The following is a 16,510-nucleotide window of genomic DNA, read 5'->3' on the forward strand; positions in this document are numbered from 1 at the left end:
TGACCGGAAGGGGAAACCCGACCCACCCAGGTTGACCCGACCCGCCGGGTGACAGAGCACGGTCCGCCATGGCGCCGCCACCTGCAGGCATGGGTAAGTACTTGGTAAGTACTTGAGATCGTTCACCACGATCGCCGGCACGGCTCTTGGAATTCTGCCCGACCATGAGCCAGCCCCGCCAGATCGCGCCCGGCGCAACCTACCTGATCACCCGTCGCGTCCTGCGCCGGCATCTCCTCTTCCGCCCCGACGCAGCCATCACTCAGCTCTTGGTCTACGCCCTCGCGGTCTCGACCCACCGCTACGGCATCGAGGTCCATGCGCATTGCGCGATGTCGACGCACCTGCACCTCGTCGTGACCGACGTGAACGGCGTTCTGCCGCGCTTCCTGCAGTTCTTCCATCGCATCGTCGCGCTCGGCACGAAGGTGCTCCGCGCGTGGGAAGGGCCGGTATGGGATCATGAGGCCACGAGCGTGGTGCGGCTGCTGACACACGCGGCGGTCGTGGAGAAGATCGCCTATGTCCTCGCAAACCCTGTGGCCGCTGGACTCGTCCCGCATGCGCATGAGTGGCCGGGCGCCAAGGTGAACGTGGGCGAGATCGGCCGGGGCGTGTTGTGCGCGGCGCGTCCCGCCGCATACTTCGACCCCCAAAATCCACAGTGGCCGGAGGAAGCAACGCTGTCACTCACGCTGCCGCCGACCATCGAGCATGACAGCGCGGAGGACTTTCGCCATGCCATCGCCGCCGAGCTCGAGAGGCAAGAATTGCAGGCGCAAGCGGAGGTGAAGCAGCGAGGGCGCCGCTTCCTCGGCGCCGAACAAGTCGGCAAGGTCTCGCCCCATGAGCGCATCACGAGCCTCGAGGCGCCGCGCGCTGGAAATCCGACGTTTGCTGTCGGCCGCAAGCAGGGTGACGCGTGGCGCGCGGCTCGTGCCACTGTACGCGGGTTTCGCGCCTTGTACCGCGCGGCGCTCGAGCGGTGGCGTGCCGGCGTGCGCAGCGTGGTATTCCCGGCAGGGACGTGGTGGATGTGCACGTTTCACGGCGCCAATATGGCCGATGTTGTGCTCACGATGTAGGTACTTCGAGGGTAAGAGGGCAGGGACAACCTGGGTGAGGTAGCGCGCGCGGCTCGCGGATCAACCTGGGTGGCACGGGTTGTTCGTGACGACGAATCCCAGTGCCTCCACGCTCGCGCGAGCGTCGCCGTCCCAGCCGAGCTGCGGATCTAGGCGAAGCTCGCCCGGCGCGAGCACGGCGGGCAGCGCCATCAGATCAACGAGCTCGACCGCATCGAGCTCCGCGCCAGCGTCGCCCGCGAACGGCGGACACAGCACGCGCCCTGCCGGCGCGAGCGCCAGCGCTGCGCGCAGCGGCTCGCCCAGCGTCGCGCGCAGCACGGCGAGATCGTTGCCGATGGTGGCTGGCGTGGCAGCCGCCGGCCAGATCCATACTGTGAGACCGGGCAGGTCGGCCACGCAGACCGCCATCGCGCGCTCGGGGGGGAGCGCGCGGCCACAGGCACCGAGGGGCGATGCCGCGATCGCGGCGACGATGAGCCCCGGCCGGGCGAGCGTCAACGCCGCGAGCCGACCGAGGTTGCGCTGAGCCGCCGTCCGGCGAGCGGCGATCGCGGCAAGGTGGTCGGGACGATCGTAAACGAGCTCGACCTCGCGCTGCATCGCCACGTGAGGCGAGGTCTGCGCCGCCGCGGCAAGCGCCCGCTCGCGGGCCCCGCCGTCCGACGTTGGCCCTCCCCTCTCTGGCAGCGGCGCGGCTTCCTCGATTTCCAGACGCTCCCGGAGGAGCTGCGCCACCCGCGAGGACAGACCCAGGGAGCCGAGCGACCAGGCAGCGGAGAACCAGTCCGCCGGCTCCGCGAGCGCGAGCGCCTCGGTCGAGGCGCGATCCCAGGCGGCGAGCGCCTCTCCGAGCGGAAGGCCGAGCGCGCGGAAGAGCGCGCCCGCCTCATCCAGCGCCGCCGCCGCGCCCGGATCGCCGAGATCCCGCCGCGCGCGCCCGATCGCCCTCGAAGCGTAAGCGACCCAGGTTCGGAGTGGCGGCGCGGCGTGCTCGGCAATCTCGCGGGCGGAAGTCGCGAGCGCGAGGGCGTCGTCGGCGCGGCCGAGCTCGAGCGCAAGCTCGGAGAGGAACGTGAGCGCGCGCGCGCGGCCGAACGCGTCGCCGAGGCGCGCGCACAGCCACTCCTGTCGCTGGAGCGGGGCTCGGGCGCGCTCCAGGGCGCCGAGGCCGAGCGCCGCCGCGCCGAGCTGGCCGCAGGCGATCGCCTCGCCCACGGAGTCGCCCCGGCGGCGGTGGAGCTCGGCCGCGTGCTCGAGCAGCGCCTCGGCCGCGCCGTGCGCGCCGAGGGTCACGTAGAGCGTGCCGAGCGAGTTCAGGATCTGCGCGCGCTCGCCGAGGAACGGCTCCGAGCGGCGCAGCGCCGACAGCAGCGTGCGCTGCGCAGCCGCCGCGTCGCCGAGGAGCCGCTCGGCCGTACCGCGGTAGTGGACGGCGACGACCGCGGCGCGGCGTCCGGGATCGCCTGCGGCCGCGATGGCGTCGAGCTCCTCGATGGCGGACGCACAGGCCGCTCGGACGTCGCGGCGCAAGCGCGCGAGCGCCGCCTCGCACCGCGCGAGGTCCCGGGCCTCGGCGGCCCCTCCTCGGTCGAACGCGGCGACAGCGCCCTCGAGGTGCAGCACGGCCGCGTCCAGCGCCCCCTCACGCAACGCGAGCGCGCCGCGCCCGAAGCCGAGCGCCGCCGCGACGAGCGGCCCGCCATCAAGCACCGCCGCCGCAGGATCGCGGCCGACACCGAGGAGCGCCTCGACGCGGTCGAGCTCGGCGCGGACCTCTGCGCCCGGCGCGCTCCGCAGCAGCCGCGACAGCGGCGACACGCTGTCGATCGGATCAAGCGGGAGCACCGCGCTCCTCCACCGCCTCGCCGCGCGCTCCGCGCGCGAGCCCGTGCAGCGCCGCCTTCACCGCCTCGATCGAGAGCTCCGGCCACGCGGCGCGGATGCGCGCGACGTGCGCGGTCACGTGGGGCGCAGCGAACGACGTACCGGTCCAGCGCCGCTCGCCCCCGCCGGGCGCGGGCGCGAGCACGTCGTCACCGGGCGCGAGGATCTCGTGGTCGAGCGTGAGCTCGCTCCGGAGCGCCTCCGGGTCCTGGAAGGCCCCTCTGCCGACGCCGATCAGCGACTTGAAGCGCCCTGGATAGGTGCGGAACGCCGCCGCGTTCGGGCCGGCGGCCACGAGCACGACCTCCGCGGTGTAGGCGGCGTCCGCGACCTCGTAGAGCTCGACCAGCGAGCGGTAGTCGCCCGGGCGGAGCGGCGCGTTCTTCGGGATGTCGATGCCGAGGCTCAGGTTGACCACGGAGAATCGCTCGCGGACGCAGAAGCGCAGCGCGGCGACGAGCCCGTCACGCGAGCACCGCCCGTCATCGCCGAGCGCACGGACGCTCGTGATCTCGGCCGCGGGCGCCATGCGGTGGACGATGCCCGCGCACGCCGTCCCGTGCCCGCTGAGATCTCCCGGAGCGCACGGCGCGACCCCGTACGCGCCACCGGCAGCGCCGCGCTGGACCAGGGCGACGTGCCGCAGCACCGCTGCGCGCAGCGCGGGGTGCGAGGCATCGACGCCGGAGTCGATCAGCGCGACGCGCACGCCGGCGCCGCTTCGCGCGCCCGGGCGTGGCGCGCCGTGGGGCTCGCCGCCCGGTCCTGCCGGAGAAGCCGTGGTCACGCGGAGCTCCCCTCCCCCGCGGAGGCCGGCTCCCCTGCATCGCCGGCGCCGCTCGCGTAGGCGTCGATCCGCGCGAGGAGGTCGAGGGCCAGGCGGGCCTCCGCCTCGCCGCGCTCGGCGAGCCTGCCCACCACCGCGGCGAGCTCCAGGCGGCGGCGGTACTCGGGCGTGAGGCGCAGCGCGTGGATGTGCCGCTCCAGCGCGGCGCGGAGCGAGGTCGGCGGCGGAGCCGCCCCGTCCGGGATGGGAGGTTCCGCGCCCGAGGCTGCGCGCCCGCCCGGCCCCGCCGCCGGCTGGCCTGGCGCCTGCGCGAGCAGGTCCGGCATCGCGCGCGCGAAGAGCTCGAAGACGACGCGCTCGGTGCGGAACGACTCCACGGTGAGCGCGAGGACCTCGGCCAGCCGCTCGGCCAGGTCGAGCTCCCGCCCGCCGAGGGGCGCCTCGTGCGAGAACAGCGCGGCGCCGCCCACGGTCGCTGCGCCGACGCGGATGGGCACGAAGATCGCGGACGCCGGCGCGGCGGCCAGGAGCGGCCGGAGCGGCGCGATCATCGGATCGCCGTCGGACAGCTCCACCGCGTGCCCGCCGCCGCCACCGAGCAGGTACGCGAACGGGGTACCGCTCGGCGGCAGCTCCGCGCCCGGGGCGCGGAAGCCGACCGCGTCAGCGACGACGGGGACCGTGAGCCGCCCGAGCGTTTCCATCTCGAGCGCGACGAGCGCCTCCGAGCACGGCATCGCGAGGCACGCGAAGCGCAGGTGCTCCCCGAGCCCGCGCACCCGCGCCTCCACCGCGCCGAGGAGCGCCGCCGACTCGACGGTCGAGAGCAGGTCGCGGAGGCGCGCCGTGAAGGGCGCGAGCGGCGAGCGCAGCGCGTGCGGGTGGGGCGGGAGGGCCCGCGCCGGGGCGGGCGGGACACCCGGCGCGGAGCGGTCGGCGAGCGGCATGGGCCTACGATGCTACCGCCGGACCGCGCCGGAGCGAACCGCCATGACACCCGTGGGATCCGGTTGACGTGCCCAGCTCCTCTCCTAGCATGCAGCGACATGCGGCGATTCGGCTGTCCGGCGCACCGTCCGAAGCGTTCGTCCGAGCGCGCGGCCGATCGAGCGCGATCCACGGCCGCGAGGCCCCTCGATCCGGCGCGGGCGCGATGAGCCCGCCCGTCCGCGAGGGACGGCGCCGCCTCGCCGTCGTCCTGTGGGGTGTCCTTGGTGTCGTGGCCGTCCTGGTCGAGGCCATCTGTCGTCTTGGCGCGACGGCGGCGCGCATCCTGACGGGGCACACGCTCACGACGGGCCAGCTGGTCCTGCTCGCGGCCTGGACGGTCACGATCGCCTACTTCGAGGGGTACCGCGGCTTTCAGCAGCGCTTCTCGCCGCGGGTCGTCGCGCGCGCGCTCCACCTCGCCGAGCACGGGCGGCCCCTCCACGTGGCGCTGGCGCCGCTCTACTGCATGGCGCTCCTCCACGCGACGCGCCGCCGGCTGATCGCGACGTGGGCGCTCGTCGCAGGCATCGTGGCGCTCATCCTGCTCGTGCGGCAGATGCCCCCGCCCTACCGCGCGATCGTCGACGCAGGCGTCGCCTTCGCGCTCGCCTGGGGAGCCGTATCCATCCTCGTCTGGCTCGCACGGGGGCTCGCGGGCCGCCCGCTGGGAATCTCGGCGGACGTGCCCGAAGAGGCGCGCGGCGCTGCCGTCGACGCCGAGCATCTCGCCCGCCAGGCCGCGCGGGCAGGCGGTCCCTGCGATCCGTGACCTCCGCGCGAGCGGGGTAACCGCGCGCGCGTCTTCGTCAGCCCGCCGCCGACCTCGCGGATCGCTGCAGCGCCTCGGCCAGAAGCGAACGATAGAGCGGCGAGCTCTCGCGGAGGGATTCGTGCGTGCCCACCGCCGCGACCCGACCGCCGTCGAGCAGCACGTTGAACGTCGACCTGAGGAGGTGCGGCGCGTGGGTCACGACGATGGCCGTGCGCCCAGCGGCGACCTCGCACGCCGTGCGGAGGATCGCCTCGGCGGTGGCGCCCGGCAGGCCCGCCTCCGGCTCGTCCAGCACGAAGACCCGCGGCTCGCGCAGCAGCACCCGCGCGAGCAGCAGCCGCCGCGCCTCACCGCCCGACAGGCTCGGCGGTGAGGCGCGCACCTCCGTCGCGAGGCCGCGCGCGGGCCGCGCCTCGCCCTCCGCCGGCGGCGCGCCTGCGAGCTCGTCGAGCTCCACCCGAAGGAGCGCCTCGCGCATGCGCTCCTCCGTGGGCGCGGGCTCGAGGCCGAGCGCCAGGTTGTCCGCGATGCTCCGCTCGAACAGCCGCGCCGATTGCCCCACCACGCCGAACAGCCGCGGGAGCTCCTCGGGCGGGATCTGCCGCAGATCCACGCCACCCACGGCGATCGCGCCCGACGACGGCTCGTCGAGGCGCAGGAGCAGGCGCAGGAGCATCGACTTGCCGCTGCCGGAGCGACCGCAGACGCCGACCACCGCTCCGGCGGGGATCGAGAGCGACACGCCATCGAGGACGGGGCGGCTCGCGCCCGGCGGCGTGAACGTGACCCCCTCGAAGGCGATCGACAGGGGGCGCCTCGCCTCGCCGTCCAGCTGCACCGCGAGGCCGCCGGAGGGGGGCGGCGGGTGCTCGGGCAAGCGCAGCAGCGCGAGCGTCGCGCGCAGCAGGGGGGCGCGCTCGATGAAGCCGGCGCGGAGGGCGTCGAGCGCCTCGAGGCGCGCCATCAGCAGCGGCACCACGAGCAGGAGCTCTCCGACCTCGCCCGCGCCGGCGACCCCGCGAGAGGCCGCGAGCGCGGCGACGATGACGAGCGGCGAGAGCGCCGCGAGCGTGCCCTTGATCTGGCCGGAAACGGCGAGCGCCTGGCCGAAGCGGCGGCGCGCGTCCGCGACCCGGCGCGCGGCCCCAACCAGCTCTCCCTCGGCCTGGGCGCGCGCGCCGAGCAGGCGGAGGTCCTCCGCTCCCGCCAGCGCCTCGCCCACCGCGCCGAAGACGGCCGTGTCGGCGTGCTGCATCTCCCGCATCGCGCGCGCCACGCGGCCCGAGGCCCGGTCGGCCGCGAGGCGCGAGGCCGCGAACAGCGCCGCGCCGCCCGCGAGGACGAGCGCCATGCCGCTCGAGACCAGCGACCCGGCGAGGACCGCGAGCGTCGCGAGCGCCTGGGGCAAGCCGGTCGCGACGGCGATCGCGAAATCGGCGACGAGGCCGGCGTCCCGCGCGATCGCGAGCCGCACGACCTCCGCGCCCCGGACGGGCGGCGCGGGCCCGGCGCTCGGCGGCCGCGGCGCGGGCCCCGCCGCCTGCGCCGCGATGAGCGCGCGCCCGGCGGCGTCCACGTCGCGAGGCGAGGCGTAGAGCGCCGCCCGGAAGAGCGCGACGCGGAGCGCGGCGGTGAGGTCGCCGCCGAGCTCCGAGCTCTTCCGGCCCGAGAGCACCGCCAGGGAGGCGGACACGAGCGTGGCGCCGAGCGCTGCGAGGACCAGGGCCGCCGGCGGTGCGCCGGCGAGCAGCCGGGCGAGCGCGCCGCCGATGCCGCCCGAGGGCGGCGCCTCGCGCCCGGAGACGGCGCCGAGGGCCACGCCGGCGATCGCCGGGAGCAGGCCGGACAGCGCGCCCGCGAGCGACGACAGCGCCACGACGAGGGCGAGGCGCGCGGCGGCCCTGGAAGAGGCGCCTCGCAGGCCTCCCGATGACGACGACATGGGCGACACGCTCCCCTCGCGCAGCGAGCGAAGACCGATCCGCAGGATCGCGAGGAGCGCGCGCATCGACGTGCGATGCCACGGTACACTGCCGACGCCGTTGCGCGCGACGCGCATTCGATCGACCCTCTCCTCGTGCGCACCGCGCTCGTGGCCCTGCTCCCGCTGCTCGCGGCCTGCGAGCGCCCGCCGCCCGCGCCGCCGGCGGGGGCCGACGCCGGGGCGCTCACCCCCTGGGCGCGCGGCGGCGCCGCGTCGCTGGACGACCGCGGCGCCCGCCTCCGGACGGACAGCGCGCCGGCGGTGGGGTCCGTCGAGCCGGATGCGCTCGAGGAGATCCTCGCCGCCGCGCGGGATGCCGCCCCCAGGCCGGCCGATGGCGTGAGCATCGCGAAGATCGGCACGAGCACCGGCCTCCCGGCGCCTTCCGCGCTCCCGCCGGAGCCGGCGCCCGCCCCCACCCCTGCCCCCCGCTCGCGCGTCGAGATCGGCGCGCCCATGGTGCAGGCCAACATGTCGAGCCCGGCGATCGAGAAGGCGGCGCGGGCGCAGCTCTACTGGGACCTCGTGCAGCGCTGCCGCGGCCCGGGCGGGAGCCTGCTGCCGCCTGACGCCATCCGGGTGGAGTTCAACGTCGACGCCGAGGGCTATATCGTGGTGCCGACGATCATCGGGAGTGCGCCCGACCCCCGCTACGACGAGGCGGCCACCTGCATGCGGCGGGAGCTGTCGGGCGCAGCGTTCCGCGCGCCGGCAGGCGCCCGCGGGCTCCCAACCCGGGTCGACGCCACCGTGCCTTCGGTCGACTGAGCCGGAGCGGATCCGGCGGGCGTGCTGGCTGCTAACTCAGCGGACCCGGCGGGCGTGCTGGCTGCCAACTCCGGGCTCCCCGCCCGCAGACCGCCGACCCGGGCTCGGGGCTACCCCCCGGGGCTACCCACCCGGGTTGGGTCGTCCATCGGGGCTACCCACCCGGGTTGGGTCGTCCATGGCTACCCACCCGGGTTGGGTCATCCGGGCTGGGTCATCCGGGCTGCCCACCCAGGTTGGGTAGGTTGGGTCGGGGCTACCCACCCAGGTTGGGTCAACCGGGGTCAACCGCCGACCGCTGAAAGCGGAAAGCGACTGCTGAAAGCGTAAAGATAACCCGGGTCGGTGCGCCCAACCTGGACGCCCGCCCAACCTGGACGCCCAACCCGGGTCTCGCCCTCCCTCAACCCGGGTCGGGTCAACCCGGGTCGGGTCAACCGGGGTCGGGTCAACCGGGGTTTGGGTCGCCTCAGTCGAGGCGTGAGACCCCGAGCGATCGCATGAGCGCCCGTTTCTTGTCCTGGTGCTCCTGCATCCGGCGGAGGACGTCGACCACGAACGCGACCGTCGCGACGATGTTCTCGCCCTGGTTGAGCATCACGCACTCCGCGCGCGAGCTCATCGCCGCGTCCGTCACCTCCCCGCGGGTCGGCACGCCGGTCTTGTTCAGGCTCTCGAGCACCTGCGTCGCCCAGATCGCGGGGACCAGCCCGGCCTCGCAGAGCCACAGGAGCTCCTCCTGGACCTCCGCCAGCCGCATGAACCCCATCTCGACGGCCATATCGCCGCGCGCGAGCATCACCCCCACCTGCTCGCTGCGCATCGCCGTGAGCAGGAGCCTCGGAAACTGCGCGAACGCAGGTGTCGTCTCGATCTTGAGGACGATCCCGAGGTGAGCCGCCCCGCGCGCGGCGAGCTCCGCCTGGAGGCGCTCCACATCGGAAGGAGACCGAACGAACGAGAGCCCCACCATGTCCGCGTGGCGCGCGATGAAGTCGAGATCCTCGAGATCCTTCGGCGTGAGCGACGGGATCCCGAGCTCGGTGTCCGGAAAGTTCAGGCCCTTTCCAGGCTTCAGCTTCACGGAGCCCTGGCGCGCGAAATCCACCTCCACGAGCGCGGCGCCTTTGGTCACGAGCTTGACCGTGCCGCCGAGCCGCCCGTCGTCGTAGAACACCCGGTGCCCGGGCCGGAGGTCGTCGACGATCTCCGGGATGGTGCACCCGAGCGCGAGCACCTCCCCCGCGCCGGTGCTGCCCGCCGAGGGGCGCGCCCGCTTCACGTCCTTGCAGAGCCAGAGCCAGGGCCGCTCACCCCGCTCGGACAGCATGACGCGCGCCGGATCCCCGTCGATCTTGCTCACGCGCGGGTTGGGCCCGGCGATGTCGCAGAGGACCTTGCACCGCACCCCGGTCTCCCGTCCCGCCTCCCGGAGCCGCTCGATGAGCCCGGCCCACGCGCCCGCGTCCTCCTTCGCGCAGTTGATCCGCGCGACGTCCATCCCTCCCTCGAGCAGCCGCTTCAGCTCCCCCTTCCGCGCGTCCCCGGGCAGCGTCACCATCACCCGCGTCGTTCGCCCCTGGCGCCCCTCCCCGAGCAGCGCCCGCGCGTGCTCCTCGAGCAGCGCGCCCCCCGACGCGAACGTGGTGGGCGACTCGCCGGGCGGCCGCACCTCGGGGCGCCGCGCGAGCGCGTCGAGCGCGCCGCGCACGGCGTCGAGGGAAGCCAGCGCACAGCGCTCCAGGCGCCCCAGCGAGCTCAGCCCGAGCGAGGCGAGCTGCCGTTGCAGGTCGCGGATGTCCTGCTGCCGGACAGCGAGGTAATGCAGCAGGTTCGTCGCTCCCGCCCGGTGCTTCGGGTGCACCGCATCGACGAGGTGCCGGTTTCGCAGCTCGTGCTCGATGGCGCTCGCCCGCAGCGCCTCGACGGCGGCGAGGGCGCGCTCGACAACCTGCAGGTCGGGATAAACCATGGCGCGATCTCCTCCGGGCTCCGGCGCGCGGCCCCTCGCGTCCGCTGCAGCGCGCCGCGCGCCGATGAGTCGAGTCCAGCACCGCGCGCAAGGCCAGTCCAGCGCCCCACGCCGGAAGAGCGCCGGCGACGACAGGACGTCTCCGTTCCTCCACAGCAGCGTCATCGAGCGCCGCCATGCCGAGGCGACGCGACGGTAAGGGCAGCCTCGGGCGCTACTACGCCGGCGCGCGGTACCGCGCCACGACGACCGTGATGTCGTCGTCCGGGCTCGGGCACCACCCCTCGACCTCCCTCAGGATCCTGTCGCGGATCGCCTCGACCGGCGCGGCCTGCACGGCCTCGATGGCGGTGCAGAGCCGCTCCAGCCCGAACTGCTCGCGGTGCGCGTTGCGCGACTCCGTCACCCCGTCGCTGTAGAGCACGAGGACGTCCCCGTCCTCCAGGACGAACTGGGCGTCCCGTGTCACCTCGTCGATGACGGGCAACACGCCGATCCAGACGCCCGAGCTCGGGATGCACACGCACCGCCGCGTGCGCGCCGAGCACACGATGATGTCGTCGTGCGCCCCGGCGAACGTCACCCGCCCGCCCCGCTCGTACCGGAGCAGGAGCAGCGTCGCGTGCTCGTCACGCTTCAGGCGGCTGCGCACGTTCTTGTAGAGCGCCTTGTTGAGCGCCGCGAGCAGCTCGCTCGGGCTCGCGCCCGGGTCCCTGCTCGTCAGCGCCGACACCATGCTCTGGATCATCAGCATCACGAGCCCCGCAGCGAGCCCGTGCCCCGCGACGTCGCCGATCCCGAGCCACCCCCCCTCGGGCGTCGCGATGACGTCGTAGTAGTCGCCGCCCACCTCGGCCGCCGGCGTCATGGCCGCGGAGAGCTCCAGCCCCTCGATGTGCAGCTGCTCCGGCACCAGCGTCGTCTGGAGGCGCGCCGCGAGCGCCGTCTCCTGCCGCTCGCTCTCCTGCTCCAGCCGCTCGCGCAGCTCCACCTGACGCACCATCTCCCGGTGCAGCGCCACCGTCTTCACCGCGGAGCCGATCTGGAGCCGCAGCGCGTCGTAGACCATCTCGTTCATGCCGCTGTTCAGCGCCATCACCCCGAAATACTCGGTGTCACCGAACGTGAGCGGCATCACGACGACGCTCGTGCGCTCGCTCGAGCTCAGGAACCCGGGAGGGGCCAGGGAGCGCGACGGGAAGCTCTCGGTCGGCGGCGTCACCGCGCGGCCGTCCTCCATCAGGAACAGCGTCTTCAGGGTGGCTCGCTGGGCGTCGTCGTAGAGCGAGACGGCGGCGCGCGTGAAGTGCAGCCTGGGCATCTCCGAGGCCAGCATGCGCTGGAAGAGGGGCAAGCTCAGGCACGTCGAGAACCACCGCCCGCTCCAGCTCAGGTCGATCGAGGCGACCTCGACGTCGAGGCGCTGCCGCCCCTCGACGCGCACGGACGCGCTCCCGATGAGGACGCGGCACGCATGCCACAGCTGCTCCAGGGCCTCGTTCACGGCGGCATCGCCCCCCTCCTCGACCGGCCGCCGGAGCCGCGCGCGCAGGAGCGTCACCACGCCCTGGAACAGATCGAGGAACACCCCCTCGCGCCCGGCCGTGTCGAGGACGCGCTCCAGCACGTGCAGGAAGCACCCCTCGTGGCCCTCGAGCTCCTCTTCAAGCGCCGACAGGAGCCCGCCGGCCCAGCCGCCGAGCGACGCGGCCGGGATACCCACGGCCTGCTCGAGCGCCCGCTCCAGCTCGTCGCGCCGGCCGCCGAGCGACATCGCCCCGAGGCGCGGCGGGTTCGTGAGCGGCCGCATCGCGATCGCCTGGTACGCGCAGCCGCAGGACTCGCGCCGCGTGAGCTCGATCTGCTGCATGCTCCGATCCGGGACGGCCTCGCCGTCGAGCATGCGCAGGACCGTCTCGAGCGCGATCTCCCCGAGCCGCTTGATCGGCTGGCGGACCGTCGTCAAGGACGGCTTCGCGTAGCGCGCCACGCCCACGTCGTCGAAGCCGCACACCAGGATGTCCCTCGGCACGTGGAGGCCCCGCGCCTTCAAGAGCTCGATCGCGCCGAGGGCCATGTTGTCGTTCGCCGCGACCACGGCGTCGATCTCGACCCCGCGGTCCAGGATCTCGGCCATCGCGGTGCGGCCCGTGTCGATCGTGAACTGGCCGCTCGCGACGAGGCGCTCGTCGTACGGGATCGCCCGCGCGACGAGCGCCTTGCGGAACGCATCGGCGCGGATCCTCGCCTCCCCGTTGTTGACCGGCCCGCCGATGTACGCGACGCGCCGGCACGCGTGATCGTCGAGCAGGTGGCCGGCCGCCATCTCGATCCCGAGGCCGTTGTCCACGAGGATGCTCGGGATGCCCTCCAGCGGGATCCCGATGCTGCACAGGGGCATCGGCGCGTAGTCCTGGCAGAAGCGCTGCACCCCCTCGGCGCCGACGAAATTGCAGAGCGTCGCCGACGCGACCACGATGCCGTCGACCGCCTCCGCGCTGACGAGGCGGTAGATGCTGTTCTGGGCGGCCTCGGAGGGACCGTGGGCGGAGAGCGTCTCCCCGACGGCGATCACGAGGTTGACGTCGTGCGCCTCGGCGGCGCGCTCGACCCCGATCCGCACCGCGGATTGGTACTCGCCGCGCACATAGTCCATCACGAGGGCGATCGTCCGGCGCTTCTTCATCTTGTCCTGCGGCTCTCCGGTCAGGTGTCCTCGATCGAGACCAGCTCCGGAGACATGCGCTCGAGCGCCGCCAGGCTCCGTCTTTGCCATCCTAGCCGCGCGTCCGTGCGGAACTGCACCTTGCACTTCAGCCCCTGGCCCGCGAGCCCGCAGATGAAGCTGATGAACGCCTTCAGGCAGCTCGAGTTGAGAAAGTAAAGAGCCCTTATATCGAACTGCACCACGCTGATGGAGAGGCGCATGACCTCTCCCTGGAGGGCCTTGAGGCAAAGGCCGAGCGGCGCCGCCGCCGCCATGTCGCCCGTGCCGGTGAGCTTGACGCCGAGGGTGTCGTCCCTCAGGGTCGGCTCGATCCCGAAGCTGTCCGTGACGACAGGCTCAACCCTTAAACCGCTCATCTCCCCTCCATCCCGCAACCGGCGCCTGCGCGATGATCGTCAGCCTGCTCCCCTCGATCGTGTAGTCCACGTCGAGCCCGCCCTCCGCGCGCACCCGCGCGAGGCCGAGCCCGGATACCCCTTCTACCATCGCCGTCTCACAGATGAGTTCGTCATAGTGCTTCACAGGATCGCTCGCCGACCTCAGCGCGGAGAGCCGCCGCTCCACCTCGCGCAGCCGCTCCGGCGACGCCTCGTTCCGCGCGCGGATCACGAGGACCCGCGCGCCCTCGCCCTCCTCCAGCGCGAGCTCGATGCTGACCTCCGGGCCGGACGAGTACTTGATGAGGTTCTCGACGAGCTCGTGCGCGGCCATGTAGAACCGCGAGCTCGCACTCTCATCGTCCAGCACCATCCCACAGAAGCTGGACACCAGCCGTAACACCGCGCTAGCCATCCGTTCACTCGGGAAAAACGTGATGCACAAGAACGGTGAAGCGTCCTGGCTCAGTCCGGAAGCTAACACGGTTCACGCAGCGTACGTAATTCTTGCACGGGATCCAATCCCCGTTGGTCGGCCGTGTGCCCATGTAGGCGAGCGAACGATCGCGAGCGCCCCGGCGCGCTGTTCACGGCGTCCGTCTCGACCGCGCGCTCGCCGCTTCGCCGGGCGCGCCGGCCGCGCCTCGACCGATGCGTCAGGGCTGCCGGGGGGCGCGGTACCTCGCCACGACGACCGTGATGTCGTCGTCGGGGCTCGGGCACCACCCCTCGACCTCCTTCAGGATCCGGTCACGAATGACCACGACGGATTCGGTCTGGACGGCCTCGATGGTGGTGCAGAGCCGCTCGAGGCCGAACTGCTCATGGTGGGCGTCGCGCGCCTCGGTCACTCCATCGCTGTAGAGCACGAGGACGTCGCCGTCCTCCAGGACGAACTCGGCGTCTCGCGTCATCTCGTGGATGGATGGAAGCGCGCCGATCCAGACCCCCGAGCTCGGGATGCACACGCAGCGGCGCGTCTTCGCGCGGCACACGAGGATGTCGTCGTGCGCCCCGGCGAACGTCACCCGCCCGCTCCGCTCGTACCGGAGCAGGAGCAGCGTCGCGTGCTCGTCCCGCTTCAGGCGGCCGCGGACGTTCTCGTACAGCGCCGCGTTGATGGCCGAGATCACCCTGGCTGGGCTCGCCCTCGGGTCCCTGCGCGTCAGCGCCGAGACCATGCTCTGGATCATCAGCATCACGAGCCCCGCCGCGAGCCCGTGCCCCGCCACGTCGCCGATCCCGAGCCAGCCGCCGTCGGCGGTCGCAAGCACGTCGTAGTAGTCGCCGCCCACCTCGGCGGCCGGCTTCATGACGGCGCAGAGCGAGAGCCCCGCGACCGACAGCCGCTCCGGGACCAGCGTCGTCTGGATGCGCGCCGCGACGACGCTCTCCTGGCGGACCCTCTCCTGCTCCAGCCGCTCGCGCGCCTCCACCTGACGGACCATTTCCCGGTGCAGCGCCGCGGCCTTGGTCGCGGAGCCGATCTGGAGGCGGAGCGCGTCGTAGATCAGCTCGTGCGCGCCGCTGCTGAACACCGCGACACCAAACTTCTCCTCGTCGCCGAACGCGACGGGGAGCGCGATCATCGTCGTGCGCTCCCGGCCTCCCAGGAACCCGTCGGGCGCGAAGCGCCGCGCCGGGAAGCTCGCCGCCGGCGGGTCCACCTCGCGGCCGTCCTCCATCAGGAAGAGCGACCTCATGACACCTCGTTGCGCCTCGGGAGCGTCGTCATAAAGCGACACCGCGGCCCGCGATATCCCGAGGACCGGCAGCTCCGACGCGAGCACGCGCTTCAGGCCGGGCAGGCTCAGGCACGTCGAGAAGCTCCGCGCGCTCCAGCTGAGGTACGTCGCCGCGAGCTCCACGGTCAGCCGCCGCTCCCCCTCGACGCGCATCGACGCGCTCGAAATGACCATGCGCGACACGTGCCAGAGCCGCTCGAGGGCATCGTAGAGAGCGACGCCCCCGCCGCCCGACGGCGGCCGGCCGAGCCGCTCCCGGAGCACGTCGATCATGCCCTGGAAGTGATCGAGGATCGCGCCCGCGCGCCCCGCCGCGTCGAGGAGCGCCTCGAGCGCGTGCCGGAAGCGGCCCTCCCGCCCCGCGAGCTCGTCCTCCAGCGCCGACAGGAGCTCGCCAGGCCAGCCATCGAGCGAGCCAGTCGGGATGGCCACGCTCCTCCTGAGCGCGGTCTCCAGCGACTCCCGCCGCGCCGCGACCAGGGACGCCCCGTCGCGCGGCGTCGAGGCCGACGGCGCGAGCGAGGCGCTCGCCTGGACCCTGCAGCCGCACGACTCACGGCACGTGAGCTCGACGTCGAGGAGCGCCACGTCCTCTACGACCTCGCCGTCGAGCATGCGCATCATCGTGTCCATCGCCTGGGCCCCGAGCCGCTTCATGGGCTGGCGAACGGTGGTGAGCGACGGCTTGGAGAAGCGCGCGATGAAGGCGTCGTCGAAGCCGGACACGAGGATGTCCTGCGGGACGCGGAGCCCCCGCTCCGCGAGCAGCTCGATCACGCCGAGGGCCATCTTGTCGTTGGCGGCGACCACGGCGTCGACCTCGACCCCGCGGTCCAGGATGTCGCGTACCGCGACGCGGCCGCTGTCGATCGTGAACGCGCCCACCGCGAAGAGGCGCTCGTCGAGCGGGAGGCCGCGCGCCGCGAGCGCCCCCCAGTAGGCGTCGGCGCGCGCCTTGGCCTCCTCGTTGTTGGCCGGTCCGCCGACGTACGCGACGTTCCGGCGCCCGTGGACGTCGATCATGTGCCCGACCGAGAGCTCGATCCCGAGACCGTTGTTCACGATGAGGCTCGGGATACCATCGATCGCCATCCCGATGCTGAAGACGGGCAGCGGCGCGTAAGCCCGGAAGAACTCGCGCATGCCCTCGATGCCGATGTGATGGCAGAGGGTCGCCGACGCGACGATGATGCCGTCGACCGTCTCCGGGCCGATGAGCTGATAAACGCTGTTCTGGGCCGCCCCCCCCTCGCCGGGCAGCGCGAGCGTCTCTCCGAAGGCGATCACGAGATTGACGTCGTGGGCCTCCGCGGCGCGCTCGATGCCGAAGCGCACCTCGGACTGGTAGTCTCCCCCGACGTAGTCCATCAGGAAGGCGATCGTCCGGCGCTTCTCGCTCATCTCCCGCGGCTCTC

12 protein-coding genes are annotated in these 16,510 nt (G+C 73.3%); 3 read left to right on the forward strand and 9 right to left on the reverse strand.

Features of this window, described 5'->3' with window-relative positions:
* Positions 1 to 164 precede the first annotated feature (164 nt).
* Positions 165 to 1,085: a transposase gene (locus tag WMF12_RS27320; protein ID WP_437850168.1), complete on the forward strand. Its 921-nt coding sequence runs from the start codon at positions 165 to 167 to the stop codon at positions 1,083 to 1,085.
* Between the two features lie 60 nt (positions 1,086 to 1,145).
* On the opposite strand, the gene WMF12_RS27325 is transcribed toward WMF12_RS27320, so the two are convergent.
* Genes WMF12_RS27325 through WMF12_RS27335 form a run of 3 tightly spaced genes read right to left on the reverse strand, consistent with a single transcriptional unit; the run spans position 1,146 to position 4,706 of the window.
* The gene (locus WMF12_RS27325; RefSeq protein ID WP_437850169.1) at positions 1,146 to 2,933 is read right to left on the reverse strand and encodes a hypothetical protein; all 1,788 of its coding nucleotides are present in this window, start codon (positions 2,931 to 2,933) and stop codon (positions 1,146 to 1,148) included.
* Positions 2,920 to 3,759: a S8 family peptidase gene (locus tag WMF12_RS27330; RefSeq protein ID WP_437739624.1), complete on the reverse strand. Its 840-nt coding sequence runs from the start codon at positions 3,757 to 3,759 to the stop codon at positions 2,920 to 2,922. Before WMF12_RS27330 ends, WMF12_RS27325 begins: the two co-directional genes overlap by 14 nt.
* A complete protein-coding gene (locus tag WMF12_RS27335) occupies positions 3,756 to 4,706 on the reverse strand; it encodes a hypothetical protein (RefSeq protein WP_437850170.1) in 951 nt (316 codons plus the stop codon). The genes WMF12_RS27330 and WMF12_RS27335 overlap by 4 nt, the downstream gene beginning before the upstream one ends.
* Before the next feature lie 206 nt (positions 4,707 to 4,912).
* On the opposite strand from WMF12_RS27335, the gene WMF12_RS27340 reads away from it, so the two are divergent.
* Positions 4,913 to 5,518 carry a hypothetical protein gene (locus WMF12_RS27340; protein ID WP_437739626.1) on the forward strand — a complete coding sequence of 202 codons (606 nt, stop codon included), beginning with the start codon at positions 4,913 to 4,915 and terminating at the stop codon, positions 5,516 to 5,518.
* Between the two features lie 37 nt (positions 5,519 to 5,555).
* On the opposite strand, the gene WMF12_RS27345 is transcribed toward WMF12_RS27340, so the two are convergent.
* Positions 5,556 to 7,529 carry an ATP-binding cassette domain-containing protein gene (locus WMF12_RS27345; RefSeq protein ID WP_437850171.1) on the reverse strand — a complete coding sequence of 658 codons (1,974 nt, stop codon included), beginning with the start codon at positions 7,527 to 7,529 and terminating at the stop codon, positions 5,556 to 5,558.
* 9 nt (positions 7,530 to 7,538) lie between these two features.
* Between WMF12_RS27345 and WMF12_RS27350 the strand changes: the two genes are divergently transcribed.
* Complete coding sequence (locus WMF12_RS27350; RefSeq protein WP_437850172.1) at positions 7,539 to 8,273, forward strand: hypothetical protein; 735 nt, start codon at positions 7,539 to 7,541, stop codon at positions 8,271 to 8,273.
* A 469-nt stretch (positions 8,274 to 8,742) separates the two neighbouring features.
* Here the strand turns inward: WMF12_RS27350 and WMF12_RS27355 are convergent, their stop codons facing one another.
* The 5 genes from WMF12_RS27355 to WMF12_RS27375 all read right to left on the reverse strand — a co-directional run bounded on the left by WMF12_RS27355 (position 8,743) and on the right by WMF12_RS27375 (position 16,496).
* Positions 8,743 to 10,245, reverse strand: coding sequence for a pyruvate kinase (locus WMF12_RS27355; protein WP_437850173.1), 1,503 nt, complete (start codon positions 10,243 to 10,245; stop codon positions 8,743 to 8,745).
* Positions 10,246 to 10,462: 217 nt separating this feature from the next.
* Positions 10,463 to 12,931: a SpoIIE family protein phosphatase gene (locus WMF12_RS27360; protein ID WP_437850174.1), complete on the reverse strand. Its 2,469-nt coding sequence runs from the start codon at positions 12,929 to 12,931 to the stop codon at positions 10,463 to 10,465.
* A 20-nt stretch (positions 12,932 to 12,951) separates the two neighbouring features.
* Positions 12,952 to 13,329 (reverse strand): hypothetical protein, encoded by a 378-nt coding sequence (locus WMF12_RS27365; RefSeq protein WP_437850175.1) that lies wholly within the window; start codon positions 13,327 to 13,329, stop codon positions 12,952 to 12,954.
* Positions 13,310 to 13,765 carry a hypothetical protein gene (locus WMF12_RS27370; protein ID WP_437850176.1) on the reverse strand — a complete coding sequence of 152 codons (456 nt, stop codon included), beginning with the start codon at positions 13,763 to 13,765 and terminating at the stop codon, positions 13,310 to 13,312. The genes WMF12_RS27365 and WMF12_RS27370 overlap by 20 nt, the downstream gene beginning before the upstream one ends.
* 241 nt (positions 13,766 to 14,006) lie before the next feature.
* Complete coding sequence (locus WMF12_RS27375; RefSeq protein ID WP_437850177.1) at positions 14,007 to 16,496, reverse strand: SpoIIE family protein phosphatase; 2,490 nt, start codon at positions 16,494 to 16,496, stop codon at positions 14,007 to 14,009.
* Positions 16,497 to 16,510: the final 14 nt, after the last annotated feature.

This window comes from Sorangium sp. So ce363, from assembly GCF_051520435.1.
GTDB lineage: Bacteria > Myxococcota_A > Polyangia > Polyangiales > Polyangiaceae > Sorangium > Sorangium cellulosum_B.

What these genes read in the sequence shown, in the direction of transcription:
- WMF12_RS27320 (WP_437850168.1), top strand. Translation starts at nt 165, where the DNA reads ATGAGCCAGCCCCGCCAGATCGCGCCCGGCGCAACCTACCTGATCACC.
- WMF12_RS27335 (WP_437850170.1), bottom strand. Translation starts at nt 4,706, where the DNA reads ATGCCGCTCGCCGACCGCTCCGCGCCGGGTGTCCCGCCCGCCCCGGCG.
- WMF12_RS27340 (WP_437739626.1), top strand. Translation starts at nt 4,913, where the DNA reads ATGAGCCCGCCCGTCCGCGAGGGACGGCGCCGCCTCGCCGTCGTCCTG.
- WMF12_RS27345 (WP_437850171.1), bottom strand. Translation starts at nt 7,529, where the DNA reads ATGCGCGCGCTCCTCGCGATCCTGCGGATCGGTCTTCGCTCGCTGCGC.
- WMF12_RS27350 (WP_437850172.1), top strand. Translation starts at nt 7,539, where the DNA reads ATGCCACGGTACACTGCCGACGCCGTTGCGCGCGACGCGCATTCGATC.
- WMF12_RS27355 (WP_437850173.1), bottom strand. Translation starts at nt 10,245, where the DNA reads ATGGTTTATCCCGACCTGCAGGTTGTCGAGCGCGCCCTCGCCGCCGTC.
- WMF12_RS27360 (WP_437850174.1), bottom strand. Translation starts at nt 12,931, where the DNA reads ATGAAGAAGCGCCGGACGATCGCCCTCGTGATGGACTATGTGCGCGGC.
- WMF12_RS27365 (WP_437850175.1), bottom strand. Translation starts at nt 13,329, where the DNA reads ATGAGCGGTTTAAGGGTTGAGCCTGTCGTCACGGACAGCTTCGGGATC.
- WMF12_RS27370 (WP_437850176.1), bottom strand. Translation starts at nt 13,765, where the DNA reads ATGGCTAGCGCGGTGTTACGGCTGGTGTCCAGCTTCTGTGGGATGGTG.
- WMF12_RS27375 (WP_437850177.1), bottom strand. Translation starts at nt 16,496, where the DNA reads ATGAGCGAGAAGCGCCGGACGATCGCCTTCCTGATGGACTACGTCGGG.